Source organism: Sulfurospirillum sp. hDNRA2 (genome assembly GCF_024206095.2).
Taxonomy (GTDB): Bacteria; Campylobacterota; Campylobacteria; order Campylobacterales; family Sulfurospirillaceae; genus Sulfurospirillum.
Genome location: NZ_CP159800.1, coordinates 1,142,893 through 1,162,490, shown reverse-complemented (window position 1 = coordinate 1,162,490; position 19,598 = coordinate 1,142,893). Strand labels below are relative to the sequence as shown.

Below are 19,598 nucleotides of genomic sequence, written 5' to 3'. Positions count from 1 at the left end.
GTGTTTAAAATGTTGCCGTTTTTTCTCTGTTCGATGGATTAGATTTTCAAGCCGATAAGCATAATATCGTCGCTTCGTATTTCACTTCCCTGATACGCATGCAAGGTCTTAATAAAAATTTCTTCTTGATCGGCAAACGGCTCTTGATAGTGCTGTTTGAGCAAGTCTATAAATCTACTTTTACCGAAAGGAAAGCCTTTTTCGCCGCCGTTTTGATCCCAAAAACCGTCACTTGTGATATAAAAACGCATGCCTTGTTCGACGGATAGTACGTGTTCGCGGAAAACGTATTCGGTTTGCGACTGTTTGTAGCCTACGGAGTGCTTATCGCCTTGAAGGATGCTCAGCGTACCGTCGGCTTGAAGGCAAAAAAGCGGTAAACATGCACCGGCAAACGTGATGCGTGCATTGATTTTGTCGTAAAGAAGAACGGCACCGTCAAACCCCGCATTATTGATGGCCGTGGCATCGTGTTGATTTAAAAGATGCTTGATACTTTGATTGAAAATACCGAGGATTTTGGCCGGACTGATGCGTTCGTGTTGATGACGGATCGTAGCGATAATCTGTCGTTCGACGGCTTTGACGAGCATGGTCACAAAAGCTCCCGCAACGCCGTGACCGGTGCAATCCATCATCATCACGAGCAAGGTGTTGCCGTCGTCAAACTCTTCCATAAAATAAATATCGCCGCCGACGATGTCTTTGGGTTGCCAAAGCAAGCAATAATCGGAAAAAAAACGGTGTAAAAGCGTATGGTTCGGCAGTAAAGAGTGCTGGATCAAGGAGGCATATTCAATCGAATCTTTCATCGCTTTATGACTCTCTTCGACTTCGTGACGGGAAATTTCAAGTTCGTGCTGAATCTTTTTTTGATGCGAAATATCGGCAAAAATGCCGATTAATCCGCCCGGTTTTCCCTTTAAGGTTTTAAAACCGTTTACTGAATAGAGCGTATGGTGCACGGCTCCGTCGTGAAAAACCATATCCTGTTCACGCTTTAACGAAAGTGTGTGTTGAATGACGCGCATATCCTCTTGATGGTATTTTAGGCGATCTTCCGGCGGTAAGTAGTCTAATTCTAAAACGGTTTTCCCGATAAAACGTGTAGAATCGATACCGAAAGCCTCTTCGTATGCTTGGTTAAATCCTAAAAAAACACCGTTTGCATCTTTGTAAAAAAGAGGATTGGGGATGGCGTTTAAGAGATTGTGCATTAAAAAATTAGAATCGGCGAGCTCTTTTTGAATCCGCTTGACACGCCATGTCCAAAAAAGCGTTCCTGCTAAAATCAATAAAAAGAAAAACAGAATTTTAAATAGCAAATTCCAATTCATAATTTTTTCGACGTTCGTATTGACCCAAAGATTGACGATACGGTTGCGCTCTTCCTGATCGATCGCATCCAAACCTTTTTGAAGAATACCGATCAAAATAGGATTGTGGATAGACGTCGCGATGCGCAAATCTTTGGGCGCAAAAAGCTCTTCGTCGGAAATGCCGATCACTTTAAGGTTACTCAGCCCGTAACGCTTAATCATATACGTTTCTACCGGAACCAAACCTACGGTTAAATCGGTTTCGTTATAAGCGATACTTTGCAACGTCGATAAGGTATCTTTTTTGAGCGTTAAGCGCGTGTTTGGATAATGTTCTTTTAAATAATGATGGTTAAAAAACCCTTCTTCTATAGCGATATTTTTATCGAGAATATCGTGAATCGTTTCGATTTTCCAAGGAGCGTCGTTACGCACGACGACGCAATGGGCGACCGATTGGTAGGGTGTCGTAAACAGAAGGTAGTTTTCGCGATCGTCGTTTTTCACGATGTTAAGCATGACGTCGAGACGGTTTTCTTGCATCATGGTCAAAAATTCATTCCATGAATATCCCGTAATATACGCCACTTTTAAGCCGACTTTTTGGGCAATGAGATTCATCACGTCAATCGAAAGACCTTGTGCACGTCCGTCTTCGTAGAAATTGAAAGGTGCCCAATCCATTTCATTGTGAACGCGAACGATCGGATGAGCCTCAATATAACGTTGTTCTTCTTGGCTTAACGCGACTTCGCTTGCATGGACGTATAAAGAAAAAAGCAGTAGAGAAAATACTAAAAAACGCATTTCAAACCGCCGAATGGTAAGGTTGCGTTTATTATAACGTAAATCGGTATGATGCGTTTAGAAAAAAGAAGAAAAATAGGCACCGGCAATTAAAAAGGTAACGTTTTTTTTAACGTAAACATTACCCCTATAGGGAAGAATCTTATTTAAATAAAATACTGCCCAAACGAATCATATTAGCACCGCAGGCAATCGCCAATTCAAAATCACCGCTCATACCCATCGAACAGTACTTTGCTCCATGTTTTTGGAGAGACTCAAATAGTTTATAGGTCGTCTCAAAACTCTTTTGAACGATGTTTCGCTCTTCGGTGTGCGCGCCGATACTCATAACGCCTTTGAGGCGAAGATTCTGACATGTAAGGCTGATTTGCTCGTACGCTTCAAGCGCGGCTTCGGGCATCACGCCTGCTTTTTGCGCTTCGTATGCACTATTGATTTGAAGTAAAACATTCATCGTTTTACCTTTGACATGTAAGCGTTTGTCTAGCTCTTGCGCAAGTTCGATCGAGCTTAAAGAGTGCATTAAAAAAGGATCAAGGTCGATAAGTTGGTTGATTTTATTGGTTTGTAAACGTCCGATAAAGTGCCATTCCAACGGAAGAGAGGAGAGGGCATGGACTTTGTCGCTCATATCTTGAACTTTATTTTCACCGAAACTTCGCTGTCCCGCATGATACATCGCTTCGATCATCGCCGTATCGGCACTTTTGCTCGCCGCTACGATTTTGACGATGTGATGTTCGCTAATCTGTAAGCGCGCTTTTTCCACACGCGTCAAAATGTCGTCTAAGGTCGTTACAAAATCTTTAGTTTCCATTGGTTAACCTGTAAATATCGTTAAAAAGGCTCAAAGCCATCAAGCTTAAAAGCACCATCCATCCTGCCGTCGTCATCGTCGCCAAAACGCGTTCGCTCGGTACGCGTTTCGTTACAAGCTCATAGAAATTGAACATTATGTGTCCGCCGTCCAGTGCCGGAATCGGTAAGAGATTGAGAACGCCTAAATTGACGGAAATTAATGCCGTTAAGCCTAAAAGCACCACTAGCCCCGCATCACTTGCTTCGGAAGTAACTTTAACTATGGTGATTACACCGCCAAGTTCTTTCATCGGAACTTCTCCGACAATAAATTTTTCCAATCCTTTAACGATCAACGTCGTCGATTGCACGGTCTGATCCCATGCAAAAGCAAGCAGTTCGCTTCCTGCGTAACGAACGTTCATCGTTTGAGTGCTAGGCGCGATACCGATCATTTTTTTATATTTGGTCTCTTTAAACATATTTTGATACGCGCTGATTTTCGGCTCGATCATCAGCGTGTGCACCAATCCTTCTCGTTCGACTTTGACGCGCAATGCGCCTTCGCTTGCTTGAATCGCACGGCTCACGTCGTCCCACGTCTGAATCATGGAATCGTTAATCGAAACGATACGGTCGTTCGTCATGATGCCGGAAACCAGAGCGGGAGAGTTTTCACCGATCTGACCGACGATAGGCGAAAACTTCGTAATGCCCATCGTGCCGGTAGCGATAAAGAGTAAAAACGCCAGTAAAAAGTTGGCAAAAGGACCGGCAAAAAGAATAATTATGCGCTTCCACGGTGCTTGGATCGTGTAACTGTCGGGATCAAAACTGACTTTGGTCGGATCGCGATCGTCTTGACCTTTCATCTGCACGTATCCGCCAAGCGGAATCAGACTGATGCAATATTCGGTTTTGCCGAATATCTTTTTGAAGACTTTTGTGCCAAATCCGATGCTAAAAACTTCAACATGTACGCCAAAAAAACGCGCCGCTAAAAAGTGCCCGAGTTCGTGAAAAAAGATCAAAAACGATAAAACGAGAACGGACGCAAAGATCCCCATTAATGCGTTCCTTTTTTCGTATAACCGATGATATATTCGTATCCCGAATAGAGCGTCAACGCCACGGCCGCCCACAATAAGAGCTCGGCAAAAGGCCAATTCATCATTAAAAAGCCGATAGCGATCATTTGAAGAACGGTTTTGACTTTACCCGCCATCGATGCAGCGATATTTTTTCCCTCGCCGATTGCCGCGACGCGAAGACCCGTAATGAAAAATTCACGCGTTAAGATTAAGTAAATCGCCCACGCATTGGCACGATCGATCATCATCAAACCTAAGAATGCCGCTAAGGTCAGCATTTTATCGGCAAGCGGATCTAAAATAGCACCCAGTTGCGTTTTTTGATTCCAATTACGGGCAATGTATCCGTCGAAAAAATCGGTCGCACTCGCAATCACGAAAATCAATGCCGCAAAATAGTCCAGCCAACTGACATGTAAGCCTTCGAATAACGCTAAATCGCGATTGACGAGCAAAATGAACATTAAAGGGGCAAGCGCGATACGCGTACTTGCCAAAAAGTTGGGTAAGTTCATCATTTAAACGTCGTACCGCCGTCGATAATCAACGTATGTCCCGTTACCCACGACGCTTTATCGGAGCAAAGGAATAAGCAAGCACCCGCCAAATCTTCGGGTTGCCCCATGCGTCCTAAAGGCGAAAGTTTTGCCGTAATGTCGCGTACCTCTTCGTAGTTGGTAAATGCACGCAAAGCATCGGTTTCGATAGGCCCTCCGCTGACCGCATTGACGCGAATGCCTAAAGCTCCAAGCTCCGCCGCCGCATAACGCACCATCGTCTCGACAGCCGCTTTTGCCGTACCGTGACCCGCATAATTTTCGATATAGACGAGATTTCCCGTCGAAGAGAGGGAAATGATGCTACCGCCGCCGATTTTTTCCATACGTTTGGCGGCCTCTTGCGCACCGACGACGAACGCGTTAACGGTTGCGGTAAAGATATTATTGATACCTTTGGGTTTTAGTTTCATAAATTTCGTATAACCGCCGACGACGGGTCGTCCGGAAATAATCGCATTGGAAATAAAAAAATCGACGCGATCAAACTCTTTATCGATCTCCAAGAAAAGGTCTTTATAGGTTTCCGGCTCTAAAATATTCAAAGCAAACGCTCTGGCTTTAATGCCGTAAGTTTTTTCCAAATCGTTGACCTGTTCTTTGGCTAGTTCTTCATTTGAGTTGTATGTAAACGCGATATTGACGCCCTCGCGTGCAAATTCATAAACGATTGCTTTGCCGATACCGCGCGTACCGCCGCTAATGACCAGTGTTTTACCTCGCATCAAAATCCTTTAATCGTATATTTTTTAAGGGTATTTTCTATTTTTTTCATATTCTCGTGGCTTGGAGCGCATAAAGGCAAACGGTATTCCAAGGTTTCAAGAAGCCCTGCGATGTACATCGCCGCTTTAATCGGAATAGGGTTGCTCTCGCAAAATAAAATTTTATTGATCTCGTAAAGCGAATCGTTAATCGCTTTAGCACCGTGAAAATCGCCTTTGAGCGCTAAATGCGTCAAATTTGCCGTTTGATCGGGCAAGATATTGGACGTTACGGAAATAACGCCCGAACCGCCGTTGGAAAGTATCGGGTAATTAATCGCGTCTTCGCCGCTAAAAACGGCAAGTTTCGGCTGATGTGCAAGCAAATCGACGCAACGATCGATCGAACCGGTCGCTTCTTTCACTCCGAAAATATTCGGACATGCATCAAAGAGTCTAAAAATCGTATCGGGCAATAAATCACATCCGGTACGACCGGGAACATTGTACAAAAGCACCGGAATATCCACCGAACCGGCGATGGCTTTGTAATGTTGAAAAAGACCCTCTTGGGTCGGTTTATTGTAATAAGGTGTCACGGATAAAATACCGTGTGCGCCGTGCGCTTGGGCAAATTTTGCCAAACCGATCGCTTCGTGCGTAGCATTGCTTCCGGCTCCCGCCAAAACTTTGACGTCGCTTTTGGAACAAACGTCTACGGCAATTTCGATACAGCGGCGATGCTCTTCGTGATCAAGCGTTGCGCTCTCTCCCGTCGTTCCGACAGGCACGACGACGTCGATACCGTTTTTGATTTGTCTTTCTATTAATTTTGCATAATGAACTTCATCGAGTTTTCCGTTTTTAAACGGGGTAATGAGTGCGGTCATGGCACCTTGTAAAACATGTTGCATCTTAATACTCCTTTCGTAATATAACCGTCGTTGATGTTTGCGGAACCAAATATTTTTTGACAACGCCTATAATATCCTCTTTTTTCAGTCGATTGATACGCTCTTCGTAAGATAAAAGCGGAGCGATATCCCCTTTGGCGTAATACGAGCCGAAAAGTGTCGCCAATTCGCTTGAACTTTCTAAATTATGAATAAAATCAGCTTTGGTATTGATTTTGATCTTTTCAACGTCTTTATCGCTAATATCGCCTTTTTTAAGGCTTTCGATAATTTTTAAAATCTCCGCTTCGACGCTTTCGGCTTTCACGCCCGGATTGCATACCGCTAAAAATAAAAAGACGGAAGGATCTTTTGCTTCCATCGCATAGCCGTAAATCTGGTTGACCCATTGTTTTTCGTCTACCAAAACCCTTTGCAATTTACTGCTCTTTCCGCTACTCAAAAGCTCGCTTAAAGCCGAAAGTGCCGCCTGATCTTCGTGTTTAAAATCGGGAATCTTATAAGCGATCGCCACCATTTCGACTTCACTCTCTTTTTTGATCATAATGCGCTTAGCCCCGTCTTGTACGGGCTCGACTTGATGGTGCGGTGCGGGAAGATCGCTATCGTTTTTAATGCCGCCGAATTGCTTCTCGACTTCGCTAAAAACATCGTTGGCATGAATATCGCCCGCGACAACCACGATCGCGTTTGCGGGTTGATAATATTTAGAGTGAAAACTGCGAATGTCTTCAATCGTCCAGTTTTTAATATCGTCTTTAAATCCTATCGGCGTCCAATGGTACGGATGATACGTAAATGCGTTGTTAAAAAGCCGAAAATAGAGATACCCGATCGGTGAATTGTCGGTTCGCCATAAACGCTCTTCCAAAACGACGTTACGTTCAGGTTGAAACTCTTCGTCGCTGAGGCGTAGATTTTGCATCAACTCCGCAAATAATTCCAACGATTTTGAGAGGTTTTTCGATGAACTTTTGATGTAATAATGCGTATAATCAAATCCCGTGGAAGCGTTATTAACGCCGCCGAATCCTTTGACGACTTCGTCAAACTCTCCGGCTTTCAGATTTTTCGTCGATTTAAAGTTCAAATGTTCCAACATGTGAGCGATACCGCTTTTTCCCATTGTTTCATTTCCGCTACCGACGCGGTAAAAAATATCCGTCGTAATAACGTCGCTTTTATTGTTCATGGGAATGACGACGACTTGAAGACCGTTGTCCAAAGTTTTTGTGAAATGTTGCGGCAACGAATTAGCCATTAATGCTCCTAAAAAAAGTAAAAATAATCCTAACGCTTTCATACGGTATCATCTCCTATCCGATCCTATCAATTCGCCGATACGGCTAAATCCTTCGTGTTCCATACGGGACAAGATGCCTAAATTGATCTCTTTATTGACGCTCGGTCCTTTAAAAATAAACGACGTGTACGTCTGAATGAGGCTTGCGCCTGCTTTAAGTCTTCGATACGCTTCTTCCGCCGAGTCGATACCGCCGACGGAAATCAACGTCGTTTTGCCGAAAAATTCTTTGGCAAGAGCTTCAAACAAAGCAAAGCTTTTTTCTCTCAGGACTTTACCGCTGATGCCGCCGAAATCTTTGGCGTTTTTCAACAGACTATAATCGATCGTCGTATTGGTCGCGACGATACCCGCCGCACCGTTTTCGAGGGCGCACGAACACAAATCGATCGCATCTTTGACCGTCAAATCCGGAGCGATTTTGAGTAAAACGGGTTTATTCGTCAACGATTTTGCCATGACAAAAAGGTCTTTGATAAACGCTTCGTTTTGCAAATCGCGTAAGCCCGGAGTATTGGGTGAGGAGATATTGATGACCAAATAGTCGCTCAAACGATCGAATTGACGAATCAATTGCTCGTAATCTTTGAGCGCGTCCTCGCTCGGCGTTACTTTGTTCTTACCGATATTGGCACCCAAAGGTGTCGCAAAAGGGTAGAGCGATTCTAAACGTTTTGCGATCACGTCCATGCCTTCGTTATTAAAGCCCATCGCATTTTGAATCGATTCTTCTTCGACAAAACGAAACAGTCTGGGTTTGGCATTACCGCTTTGGGGTTTGGGAGTAATCGTACCGTATTCGATATAACCGAATCCAAGGGCGGTAAGCATTTTAATCATCGTCGCGTTTTTATCAAATCCCGCACCCAATCCCAGAGGGTTTAAAAACGTACAACCGAAAAGGTTTTGTTCCAAGCGTTTGTCGTGAACAAAAAAGCGTTCCGCCAGAAGAGGGAGTATAAAGGGAGCGTACTTGGCACCGTTTTTAAAGAAAAATTCTGCAATATGATGCGCATTTTCAGGGGAAAAATTGAACATAAGTTTTTTCATCGTCGCATAATCAAACATCTTTCGTTTCCTTGGCATATAAGTACGCGATTATACCCCATTGAACATAAAAGATGGTTGATTTAAGGCGCGTTTAATACTGTAAACTTTTCAGCTGAACATACTCGGCGGAACTGTTTTGCAACTCTTCGTCACTGCCTAACGCGACGATGCGTCCTTGTTTTAAAAAAGCGATTTTATCGGCTTTTTTAATCGTTGAGAGCCGATGGGCAATCACGAACGTGATTTTATCTTTAACGAGGTTTTCGATTGCTTCGGTTATTTTTTGTTCGCTATGCGAATCCAACGCCGAAGTCGCTTCGTCTAAAATTAAGATTTGAGGGTTTTTATAAATGGCTCTGGCAATGGCAATACGTTGTCTTTGTCCGCCTGAAAGATTCGTACCGAATTCGTCCAAATGGGTATAGATACCGTGTTCGAGATCTTGGATAAACTCATAGGCATTGGCTTTTTTCAAAGCTTCGATGACGCGTTCTTCTTCGATCGTTTTACCGTAAGCGACGTTCGCCGCAACGGTGTCGTGAAAGATATAAACCCGTTGCGTCACCATACCGATTTTTTCGCGTAAAGCGTGCAAATCAAAGGAAGAGAGGGAACGCTCGTTGAGCAAAATATCTCCGCTTGAGGGAGCGTAAAAGCGCATCAAAAGGTTCATTAAAGAGCTTTTGCCGCCGCCGCTGTTACCGATGAGCGCGACCATTTCTCCGGATTTGGCGTCCAAATCGACGCCTTTGAGTGCTTCTTGATTGCCGTACGATAAAAAGACGTTTTCAAACCGAATCGTTTCGATTTTTTCAGGCAATGCCGAACCGCCGTTTTGCACGCTCGGTTCCAAGTCCAATAAAAAGAAAATACGCTCGCTGGCAACAATGGCGTCTTGCATTTTGTTGTAAAGACCCGATATCTTTTTAATCGGCGTATAAAGCATAAAAAGAGCCGCTAAGAACGAGAAGAAAGCCCCTACGCTCATAGCTCCTTGAATGACTTCGTTTCCGCCGACGATAATGACGACCGCAACGCCGATAGAGCCTAAAATTTCCATTACGGGGCTGACGAGCTCGTTGACTTTGGTCGCTTTCATCGTAAGTTTAAAGTAGCGTTCGTTCTCGTTCTTAAACAAAGTATGTTCGTACGCTTGCGCATTGTTAGCTTGGATAATTTCGATATTGTTGAAAATCTCACTGAGTTTTGCCGTAATGTCGGAAACTTTTTCTTGCGACTGACGTGAGACCTTTTTCATTTTTTTAGAAAGGCGACTGAGCGGATAAATCGCTAAGGGCATAATCACCAAGGCATAAAATGCCAGTTCCGAATTTTGATAAATCACGACGCCGATCAACCCTAAAATCGTAAACGACTCTTTTAAAAGCTCGGGGACAAGGTTGGAAACAACGGTTCGTACGCGTTCCACATCGTTCGTATTGCGGCTGATCAGTTCGCCCGTTCGGTATTCGTGAAAAAACGACAAGTCTAAGCGTAAAAGATTTTGAAGCATCAAATCGCGGAATCGACGAATTAAATCTTGCCCGATATAAGCGGTATAGTACGCTTGCATATACCTGCCTGCTTCTTTTAAACCGTAAACGAGAATAATAACGTAAGGTAAACGCGCCAACATTTCGTGGTCTTTTGCGATAAAAATTTTATCCAACAAAGGTTGCACGAGATAGGCCGAAAAAGCGGTTCCGCCGCTTGAGAGAATCATCCCGATGACGACCAAAACAAAGTAGGGGATATAATCTTTAAAAAAAGGTTGAAAACGTTTAAAAATAACTTTCATACCGCCCATTAAAGTACCTTCTCCCATTGCGTGCCGTTTGGCGTATCCATCAATTGAATCCGTTTGGATTCCAAAAGAGCGCGAATCTCATCGGCTTTGGCAAAATCTTTGGCTTTTTTAGCAAGAGCGCGTTCTTCGATCAATGCTTCGATGTGAGCTTTTTCGGCATCGTCAACGCCGAGCTGAAAGTACATGTAAGGATTGTAAAGTCCTATGCCCAAAAGCGACTCTATCCAATGAAGATTGGCGTGTGCTTGACGTTTGAGAGCTTTATCTTTCGGATTTTGATCGATTTGATCGTTAAAACGCGAAATCGTTTCATCTAAAATCGCCAAGGCTTTTGAGATATTCAGGTCGTCGCACAACGCCTCTAGCATCTGGTCGCGAAAAAGAGGCTCAACGGGCGTCTCTTCCCTCGCGATGTCAAAAACGCGTTTTTTCAATCGATACACTTTGTCCAAACGTTTTTTGCTCATTAAGAGGTCTTCTTCGGAAAAGTTAAAATTAGCGCGATAATGCGTCGATAAAAGATAAAAACGAAGCACTTCGCCGTCGTAGTGTTTCAAGGCGTCTTTGAGAAAAAAACTGTTTCCGAGCGATTTGCTCATTTTCTCGCCGTTAATGGTAACAAAGCCGTTATGCATCCAGTATTTTGCCAATTCCTGATCGCTTTTACATCGGGTTTGTGCCGCTTCGTTTTCATGGTGAGGAAAGAGCAAATCGGCTCCGCCGGCGTGAATATCGATCTGGTAGGCACCGTCACGATAGGCTAAATGTTTCTCGATCATCGCCGAACATTCGATATGCCATCCGGGACGTCCCGCGCCGAAAGGTGCAGGGTAGCTCGGCTCGTTTGCTTTGGAAAATTTCCATAAAGCAAAATCTTTGGCGTCTTTCTTCTCTTCTTTCGTCTCAACTCTTGCAAGAGCGGTTTCTTCTTCCATGCTACGATGGCTCAAGCAGAGGTATTTCGTATCTTTGGACGTATCGAAATAGACGCCGTCGCTCGTGCCGTACGCAACGCCTTTAGCAAGCATCGTTTCGATAAACGCGATGATCTCGTGAATCGTTTGGGTCGCTTTAGGCTCGATGTCGGCATCATCGACATGTAAAGCTCGCATTTCGTCTTTGTAACGCTCGATGTAAAACGCGGTGATCTCGTCTAGCGATTGACCGCTTTGGTGCATTTTAGCGATAATTTTATCGTCGATGTCGGTAAAGTTTTTGACGAAACAGACCCGATACCCCGATGCGATCAAAACGCGACGCAACAAATCGAAGGCAACCGCGCTTCTGGCATGCCCCAAATGAGCATCGTCGTAAACGGTCGGACCGCAAACGTATAGTTTTGCTTCGCCCTGACGTATCGATTCGAAAAGAACTTTCTTTTTTTGAGCCGAATCAAAAATGTACATGTAAGAATTCCTTGAAAAAATAGAGTAATACCGCTTCCGCGACGAGAACGAGCGCTAAAAGGATTAATTTTTTATCGTACAGTATAGCAAAAAAGGCTTGAGTGCCGAACGATCGAATCGTTAAAGACAGAAGCACGCATGCCGATAACGATCCCGCCAATGCAAGCCCTGCCGCCCCCATAGGTTGAATCAGCGCAAACGAGAAGAGAAGGTTAGCACCTAGCGCGTACATGGCGATTACCGCCGCCTCTCTTTGCCGCATGCTCGCATAAAGCCACAACGAAAAGAGCTTGGAGAGCCCAAAGGGAATCAAGCCTAACATGTACATCGCCAAAACCCATGAAGTGACTTCCGCATCGTGACTTGAAAACGAGCCTCTTTCAAACAAAAGCCAAACGATTTCTCGGCTTAACATACAACCTCCGAGCGTCGACGTCGTCAGCAAAAAAGCCAAAAGCCAAAAGCCCTGCGAGAGTAGCCGCGTTGCTTCCGCTTCGTCGTTTGCTTTAAGCAATCGCGTCATTTTCGGAAAAATACCCGTCGTCAAAGCAATCGCAAAAAGGGCTAAGGGCAATTGAAAGATACGGTTACCGTAATAAAGGTAACTAATACTCCCCGTGACTAAAAAACTTGCCAAAGTCGTATCGACGAAAGAGACGATTTGGGGCGTCGAGTTTCCGACGATCGAATGCAAGAACGAGCGGTTAAAGCTTGTTTGCGTCGCTTGAAGTGCCGCATCGTTTCGTTTTCGATGCACAAAACCGGCACGAAAGAGTTTACACAGGTTCTCTTTTTTAAGCGCGATTACATGCGCCAAAACCTGCAAAGCACCGCCGAGTAAAACACCGTAACTGAGGGCATATACGATGGTTTTACGATCCCAATTTTGAAACAACAATAACGCAGCGATCATACCGATGTTTAACAATGCCGTCGAAAACGCCGTTACGGCGAAACGGTGTTTGTATTGTAATAATGATCCTAAAAGCGTCACGATAAAAATCAGCGGAAGGTAGTAAAAATTGATCGCAACGAACGGAGCGGACAGGGCAACCGTCTCCTCGTCGAACCCGAACGCGATGACTTTGGCAAAAAATTCGCTAAAGAGTGTTACGAAAAGGGAAAAAACGACGAGGAAAAGTAAAAAGCGTACAAAAATGCGATACGTAAAAAGCGATTTGTGCGTCGTTTTGATAAAAACGGGAATAAAGCTTTGCGTAAACGCACCCTCGGCAAAAATTCGCCTAAAAAGGTTGGGAAATTTAAAGGCAACAAAGAAAATATCGCTGTAAATATTGGCTCCTAAAATAGAAGCGCTCAGCATGTCGCGGATGAATCCGAAAATTCTCGAAACCAATGTTCCGATACTGTTTGTAAAAAATGATTTGATAAGCATTTCGAATTTTATCTAAAAATCGTTTAAACAAATTTTTTATCTATTTTTTGCTAAGATACCCTTATATTTTTTTTTGAATGTGCCGATATTTAGGCTAAAGTAAGCCTTTTGGTTTATGAGAATTATGAGGAAAACACTTTGGGACTGTTTGATAAAATTAAAGGGGTTGGCTCAAACGAAACGGCTTTAAACGAACGCCAAACGTCGGAGTTTAAATCCATCATCATCGATACGACCAACGTTCATAAGGAACTGAAAAACATTGCGTTAGCCCAACATGTCAAGCCGGCGGAATTGGGATTTAAGTTACTCAAAGTAACAACGTTTTTCAGCGACGAAAAAAGCGAAAACAATGAAGTGACCGAAGAGCTGATGAAGCTTTTTTTAGACGATACGTTTTTGCTCAATCCTAATCTCAAAATTTCACAATATTACCGCGTCGAAATCTTTAAAATAGATCCGACGCAAGAGACGATCGAACTTCCTGAAATCGCTTTAAGCGGCAATAAAAATTTGACGAAAATTATCGCCAAAGTATCGCAAAGCCATCACGTCACCTATAGTTCGAGACTCGAAGAGATGATACTCCACGATATTCAAACCAAAAAGATTAAAGCAGGTATTTTGGTCGGCATTCGCGATCAAAACATGTACAAAGAGGTTAAGAAACTCGTAGCGAATATTCGCGTAAACGGATTTTTAGACCAAGACGTTTCGTTTGTCGTTTGCCAAGGCGTCGATGAAATCCCATGTATCAACGACGATCTCATTTTTCATTACAAAAAAAAGATGAATGCAAAGACATCCGACGGTAAGGTCGATTATTCTAAACGCGGATACGTTTTGGCCGTCGAAAAAGACGAATGCATCATCGAATACGTTAAGCCTCAGCCCGGAACGCCCGGACGCAATTGTCGAGGTGCTTTTTTACCCGTCAAAGAACCAAGAAGAAGCAACGATACGGCGATCGTCGTTTCGGCGAACATTACGAAAAAAGAGAACGAAACCGGCATCAAATACATTGCAAACCGTGGCGGATACGTTAATTTCGACAAAGGTAGCTACGACATCCAAGATCAGATGGAAATCAATGAAATTAGTTTTCGCTCAACCGGCTCGATCGATACCAACCTTAACTCGAACATCAAGATAAACATAAAAGAAAAAGACATTTTAAAAGACGCGATCGGTGCTGGTATGAGCGTTGAGACTTCCGAAGTCCACGTTCAAGGCAACATCGGAAGCGGTGCCAAAATTAAAGCTAAACTGGCCGAAATCGGCGGACAGACGCATCAAAGTGCCGTGATCGAAGCCGATAAAATCATCATCGCGGTGCATCGAGGCGAAGCCAACGGGCAAGACGTCCAGATCGATCGTTTGGAAGGCGGTAAAGTTATCGCCGATACGGTACATGTCAAACAGATGATCGGCGGCGAAATTAATGCCAAGATCGTAAAAATCGAAAATCTCATCTCCAACGGGAAGATTACGGCCTCGGAAGTGATTGAGATCCAAGAGCTCAAGGGCAATAATAACAAGCTGATTATCGATCCGAGCGTTACTAAAGAGTTTAACGAAATGATTGCTTCGATCAATCGTAAAATCGAAAAACTTGAAGAAGAGCTCAAAGCATATCCAAGGCAACTCAGTGCCAAAAAAGAGTACATCGATAAGAACAAACCGATGGCGGAAATGGTCAAAGACAAAATTTTAGAGTTGAAACGAAACGGCGTCGAACCTCCCGTCACGCTTTTTGCGAAAATTAAAGATTTTCAGGAAAAAGTGTTGGATTACAATACGGTTTTGCAAACCTTTAAAGACAAAAAAGAAGAGCTTCAAGAGTTTCGTGAAGACCTCAATAAAGTACAAAACAAAGTTTTTTCGGCTAAAATTATCAATCATTCCGCATGGAAAGAGTTTAACGAAGTGAGATTTAAACTGATTTCGCCGCCTAAAGACGTGACGTATAACCCCAAAGAGCATGAAATTTCACGCGAAATTACGCTCAAAGACTTAGGTAACGGCGAGCAAAAAATTATACGTTCAAGCGAGTATAGCAGCAAATGATTGTAGGTATTGAAGGAAAAATTGTCAAAAAAGAGATCACCGCGCTGCACCTCAAAATCGCTTCGGGTATCACGTATAAAGTCTTTATTTCGTTGTTTAGCCTCGGTAAGATTACCTCGGACGCAATCAGCTTACATGTCACGCAAATTATTCGCGAAGATCAACATAGCCTTTACGGTTTCGTCGATGAAAACGAAAAAAAAGTTTTTGACACCTTAATCAAACTAAACGGCATCGGTCCCTCAACCGCGCTTGCGGTCTGTTCAACGTTGAGTCCGGACGATTTTACGCAAGCGTTACTCAGTCAAAACGTTCACGCGTTTCAAAAAGTTCCCGGTATCGGGCCTAAAAGTGCCAAACGTATTTTGGTCGAATTAAGCGACTTTTCGCTTCACTTATCCGATGAGGAGAGTAGCGGCGGCAGTATGTTGGAAGCAACCATGGCTTTGGAAAGTTTGGGTTTTAAAAAAGACGCGATCAAAAAAGCTTTAGGTTCTCTTCCAAGCGGCGATACGCAAACACTTATCAAAGAAGCTTTACGCAAGCTTAGTTAAAAGAAGGATACTTTATGACTCTAGCCGTTTTATTCGGAGCACACAGTTTTGAGCACGAAATCAGCGTCGTTAGTGCGATCGCACTCAAAAAAATACTTCCGAAAACCGAAATCGTCTATATTTTTTGCGATTACGATCGCAATTTTTACCTGATCCCGACCGAGACCATCACGTCAAAACGTTTCAGTAGCGGCGCATACAAAAACGATACGGCGTTGGTATTAAAACAAGGCGGTTTTTACGCGAAAAAATTTTTAGGCGAACGTAAAGTTGCTTTTGACGTCATGGTCAATCTTGTTCACGGAATGGACGGCGAAGACGGAACACTCAGCTCGATGCTAACCTTTTTCAGTGTTCCCTTTATCGGTCCTCGAACCGAGGGCTGTGCGATCAGCTATAACAAGCTCTTTACCAAACTCTATGCGCAAGAAGTCGGCGTAAACGTGCTTGACTACCAAGTGCTACGCAAAGATTCTCCGATGCCGATTCGCATCGAGTATCCGTTTATCGTCAAGCCGCTTCGTTTGGGAAGTTCTATCGGTATCAGCGTCGTGAAAGAGGAAAAAGAGCTTTCATATGCCTTAGACGTTGCGTATGAGTTCGACGATACCGTGCTGATCGAACCGTTTAAAAAAGGGGTTAAAGAGTTTAATTTAGCGGGATGCAAAGCCGACGATTTTATTTTTTCAATCATCGAAGAGCCTCAAAAAGAGGAATTTTTGGATTTTGATAAAAAATACCTCGATTTTTCACGCACAAAGCGCGTTAACGAAGCGACGATCGACGAGCGGCTCGAACAATCGATTCGCGAAGCATTTAAACGACTTTACGATCCTTTGTTTATCGGTGCATTGATTCGCTGCGATTTTTTTGTGATCGACGATGAAGTCTACCTCAACGAAATCAATCCGATTCCGGGCAGTATGGCCAATTACCTCTTTGATGATTTTGAAGGGGTTTTATATGCATTGCGTTATCATCTTCCGCAAGGTATCGCGATGCCAAAAGCATATCGTTATATCAACTCGATTCAAGCAGCAAAAGGGAAATAAAAGCCTCTTTTTCGTATGATTTTACATAAAATTATGCACAAAAAGAGGTTCAGCGCTATGATGACCTATGCAAAAGACGAAATAATGACGGCGACCGATATGGTACGAAACTTTAGTACGGTTTTGGGAAGCATTACCAAAGGGAAGCAAAAGCGTGTCGTTATCGTTAAAAACAATCGCTTTGAAGCAGTGATGATTCCGATAGACGCTTACGAAAAAATGAGTGAAGCCGTCACTATTTTAGAGAAAATCTACGCAAGTTCGAAAAAGAAGAGTGATGGCTAAGAAAGAGATTTTGTTTGAAGGTGCGCGTTATCGTCTTAGCTACGAAATGCTTCGACCGCATTGTGAAAAAGCCATTTTATTTCTACACGGTTGGGGAAGCAATAAAGAGAGCATGAAGCATGCTTTTAGTAAAACGTTCCCGTACTGTACGCATCTGTATTTGGACTTACCCGGGTTTGGAGATTCGAGTATCGAGGAGCGCGTTTTAAATTCGCAGGAATACGCCGCAATCGTCAATGCATTTTTAGACGCCCTTTCGATTCGCCCGTGGATGATCGTCGGACACTCTTTCGGCGGTAAAGTCGCAACTTTGCTGCATCCCAAAATTTTAGTATTACTTTCAAGCGCAGGTATCGTTGCTCCGAAATCTTTTAAAGTACGCTTCAAAATAGCACTTTTTAAATGCTTTAAACCGTTTTTTCCAAAACGTTTTTACCGCTTTTTCGCCACAAAAGACGTCGAGGGAATGAGTGAAACGATGTATGAAATACTAAAATGCGTCGTTAATGAAGATTTTAGCGATACCTTTGCTAAAATTCGCTCTCAAACATTTATTTTTTGGGGCAAAGAAGATAAAGCGACTCCGCTCTTAAGCGGTGAAACTATCCATACGCTCATCGCAGGTAGCCGTTTTTTCCCTTTAGAGGGTGATCATTTCTTTTTTTTACGAAACGGCAAAACAATCGAAAAAATTATGATGGAGTCTTTGGGTTGAGTACATATCGGATGATTGTTACAGGGCGCGTTCAAGGCGTTAATTATAGAAAATACGTGCTCGAAGTTGCTCACGCACTTGAGTATTACGGATACATACGCAACCTAGCGGACGGTAGCGTCGAAGTGGTTTTGAATGCCGATTATGAAGAAGATTTGGAATTTTTTATCACTAAATTGTACGACGGTTCTTTGTTTTCCGACGTGAAAAACGTTACATGTGAAAAAATCGAGTCGATGCATTTCGATACTTTCGAGAAGAGGGCGTAATGGAACTGTTGATACGGATGAGTTCGCAACTGCTTTTAACCTTAGGCCTTGGCTATTATTTTATGAGTGCTATGCAATGGTACTCCTATCGATTAGAGCGTTTGTGTTTTCACTACCATCGTTACGATTGGCATCTTTATTTTCTAGCCATACCGCTTGCAGGTTATTATCTTTTATCGGGATGGCCGGTTCTGCTGTGGAGCGTGGGTTATCTTATTTCTCTTTTCGCATGGTACCGTAAGCTCGATAAAAAGCTCGTTTTTACCCCTCGCGTAAAACGTTTTTTTCTCTTTTTACTCTTAGCTGCTTTGTTTCAAGATACGCTATGCATCAGTGTTTGGCGCGGTTGCGAGACGTTTGGCGTTTTGATTCCTCTTCTAACGGCGCATATGATCGCACTTGCATACGAAAAGATTCTTTTTGCAGGTTTTAAACAATCCGCACGTCAAAAATTGATGCGCAATCCTTCGTTAAAAGTCGTAGCGATTACGGCAAGTTACGGTAAAACAAGTATTAAAAATTTTTTAGCGCATATTCTCTCCTTTGCCTATCGCGTCTATAAAACTCCCCGTAGCGTTAATACGTTAGGCGGTATTATCAAAGATATTAACGAAAACCTACCCGAAGCGTGCGATATCTATATCGTCGAAGCCGGTGCTAGGCTCAAAGGCGACATTGACGAAATCACGCGTTTTGTCAATCCTCACATCGCCGTTGTAGGATGCATCGGTGCTCAACATATCGAATACTTCAAGACGCTCGAAAACATTCGCAATACGAAAATGGAACTTTTACACTCCGCGCGCCTTGAAAGAGCGTTTGTTCATGAAAGCGCGCATGCTAAAGAAGGCGGATGCATCAGCGTTTTCGGTTCGGAAATTACGCACGTCGACGCCACCTTGGAGGGATTATCGTTTACGCTTCCGATTGAAGGAAAAGAAGAACGCTTTCATTGTAATCTTTTAGGGGCATTTAACGCCGCCAATTTAAGTGCGGCTATTTACGTCGCACACGCTTTGGGCATCGATACGGAGACGATTCGCGCTTCGATTTCGACCTTGCGTAGCGTCGAACACCGCTTAGAACGTATCGAAGCCGGCGGAAAAATCATTATCGACGATAGCTTTAACGGTAATTTGGAAGGAATGCTCGGTTCGTACGATTTAATCGCGACGTATCAAGGCCGTAAAGTGATCATTACGCCGGGTATCGTTGAAAGTAACGAACACGACAATACGCTTTTGGCGAAGAAGATCGACGACGTTTTCGATCTAGTGATTATTACCGGAAAAACGAATGTTACGATACTAAACAAAGCGATTCAAAAAGCTCAAAAAATTATTTTATCCGATAAAAGTACACTCCAAGACGTATTAGCCGAGTTTACGCAAAAAGGCGACATTATCCTTTTTTCCAACGATGCGCCGAATTTTATGTAGTCATTTTATTTTGTTATATCTTTATTAGACGTTTGCTATAGTATAGTGAGTAGAGTTACATT

At 43.4% G+C, this 19,598-nt stretch carries 18 protein-coding genes; 7 read left to right on the top strand and 11 right to left on the bottom strand.

The genetic code is table 11. The features are described 5' to 3' along the window. Nucleotides 1-38: 38 nt before the first annotated feature. From NL930_RS05890 to murJ, 11 genes are all read right to left on the bottom strand, one after another. Nucleotides 39-2,126 (bottom strand): transporter substrate-binding domain-containing protein, encoded by a 2,088-nt coding sequence (locus tag NL930_RS05890; protein WP_254375982.1) that lies wholly within the window; start codon nt 2,124-2,126, stop codon nt 39-41. Between the two features lie 142 nt (nt 2,127-2,268). Next, nucleotides 2,269-2,946 carry a YggS family pyridoxal phosphate-dependent enzyme gene (locus tag NL930_RS05885; protein ID WP_254375981.1) on the bottom strand — a complete coding sequence of 226 codons (678 nt, stop codon included), beginning with the start codon at nt 2,944-2,946 and terminating at the stop codon, nt 2,269-2,271. Continuing rightward, nucleotides 2,936-3,994, bottom strand: a complete 1,059-nt coding sequence (gene rseP, locus NL930_RS05880; protein ID WP_254375980.1) for an RIP metalloprotease RseP — start codon at nt 3,992-3,994, stop codon at nt 2,936-2,938. Before rseP ends, NL930_RS05885 begins: the two co-directional genes overlap by 11 nt. Then, nucleotides 3,994-4,536, bottom strand: a complete 543-nt coding sequence (gene pgsA, locus NL930_RS05875) for a CDP-diacylglycerol--glycerol-3-phosphate 3-phosphatidyltransferase (protein ID WP_039672554.1) — start codon at nt 4,534-4,536, stop codon at nt 3,994-3,996. Before pgsA ends, rseP begins: the two co-directional genes overlap by 1 nt. Next, nucleotides 4,533-5,300, bottom strand: a complete 768-nt coding sequence (locus tag NL930_RS05870; protein ID WP_254375979.1) for an enoyl-ACP reductase — start codon at nt 5,298-5,300, stop codon at nt 4,533-4,535. The genes pgsA and NL930_RS05870 overlap by 4 nt, the downstream gene beginning before the upstream one ends. After that, a complete protein-coding gene (dapA, locus tag NL930_RS05865) occupies nt 5,300-6,193 on the bottom strand; it encodes a 4-hydroxy-tetrahydrodipicolinate synthase (RefSeq protein ID WP_039672558.1) in 894 nt (297 codons plus the stop codon). The genes NL930_RS05870 and dapA overlap by 1 nt, the downstream gene beginning before the upstream one ends. A 1-nt stretch (nt 6,194) precedes the next feature. Further along, a complete protein-coding gene (locus tag NL930_RS05860) occupies nt 6,195-7,454 on the bottom strand; it encodes a pitrilysin family protein (protein WP_254375978.1) in 1,260 nt (419 codons plus the stop codon). Between the two features lie 48 nt (nt 7,455-7,502). Continuing rightward, nucleotides 7,503-8,564 (bottom strand): quinone-dependent dihydroorotate dehydrogenase, encoded by a 1,062-nt coding sequence (locus NL930_RS05855; RefSeq protein WP_254375977.1) that lies wholly within the window; start codon nt 8,562-8,564, stop codon nt 7,503-7,505. 73 nt (nt 8,565-8,637) lie between these two features. Next, a complete protein-coding gene (locus tag NL930_RS05850; protein ID WP_373028048.1) occupies nt 8,638-10,371 on the bottom strand; it encodes an ABC transporter ATP-binding protein in 1,734 nt (577 codons plus the stop codon). Next, a complete protein-coding gene (gene cysS, locus NL930_RS05845; RefSeq protein WP_254375976.1) occupies nt 10,353-11,759 on the bottom strand; it encodes a cysteine--tRNA ligase in 1,407 nt (468 codons plus the stop codon). The genes NL930_RS05850 and cysS overlap by 19 nt, the downstream gene beginning before the upstream one ends. Beyond that, the gene (murJ, locus tag NL930_RS05840; RefSeq protein ID WP_254375975.1) at nt 11,746-13,155 is read right to left on the bottom strand and encodes a murein biosynthesis integral membrane protein MurJ; all 1,410 of its coding nucleotides are present in this window, start codon (nt 13,153-13,155) and stop codon (nt 11,746-11,748) included. Before murJ ends, cysS begins: the two co-directional genes overlap by 14 nt. A gap of 138 nt (nt 13,156-13,293) precedes the next feature. Here murJ and NL930_RS05835 point away from each other — a divergent pair, with 138 nt between their 5' ends. From NL930_RS05835 to NL930_RS05805, 7 genes are read left to right on the top strand one after another with little or no spacing between them, the layout of a single operon-like run. After that, the gene (locus tag NL930_RS05835) at nt 13,294-15,222 is read left to right on the top strand and encodes a flagellar assembly protein A (RefSeq protein ID WP_254375974.1); all 1,929 of its coding nucleotides are present in this window, start codon (nt 13,294-13,296) and stop codon (nt 15,220-15,222) included. Next, the gene (gene ruvA, locus NL930_RS05830) at nt 15,219-15,776 is read left to right on the top strand and encodes a Holliday junction branch migration protein RuvA (RefSeq protein ID WP_039672572.1); all 558 of its coding nucleotides are present in this window, start codon (nt 15,219-15,221) and stop codon (nt 15,774-15,776) included. Before NL930_RS05835 ends, ruvA begins: the two co-directional genes overlap by 4 nt. A gap of 14 nt (nt 15,777-15,790) precedes the next feature. Next, nucleotides 15,791-16,828 carry a D-alanine--D-alanine ligase gene (locus NL930_RS05825; RefSeq protein ID WP_254375973.1) on the top strand — a complete coding sequence of 346 codons (1,038 nt, stop codon included), beginning with the start codon at nt 15,791-15,793 and terminating at the stop codon, nt 16,826-16,828. Nucleotides 16,829-16,888: 60 nt separating this feature from the next. Next, nucleotides 16,889-17,113: a type II toxin-antitoxin system Phd/YefM family antitoxin gene (locus NL930_RS05820; RefSeq protein ID WP_082006815.1), complete on the top strand. Its 225-nt coding sequence runs from the start codon at nt 16,889-16,891 to the stop codon at nt 17,111-17,113. After that, nucleotides 17,106-17,828 carry an alpha/beta fold hydrolase gene (locus NL930_RS05815; protein ID WP_254375972.1) on the top strand — a complete coding sequence of 241 codons (723 nt, stop codon included), beginning with the start codon at nt 17,106-17,108 and terminating at the stop codon, nt 17,826-17,828. Before NL930_RS05820 ends, NL930_RS05815 begins: the two co-directional genes overlap by 8 nt. A gap of 11 nt (nt 17,829-17,839) precedes the next feature. Beyond that, nucleotides 17,840-18,097, top strand: a complete 258-nt coding sequence (locus NL930_RS05810) for an acylphosphatase (RefSeq protein WP_254375971.1) — start codon at nt 17,840-17,842, stop codon at nt 18,095-18,097. Beyond that, the gene (locus NL930_RS05805) at nt 18,097-19,536 is read left to right on the top strand and encodes a UDP-N-acetylmuramoyl-tripeptide--D-alanyl-D-alanine ligase (protein WP_254375970.1); all 1,440 of its coding nucleotides are present in this window, start codon (nt 18,097-18,099) and stop codon (nt 19,534-19,536) included. Before NL930_RS05810 ends, NL930_RS05805 begins: the two co-directional genes overlap by 1 nt. Nucleotides 19,537-19,598: the final 62 nt, after the last annotated feature.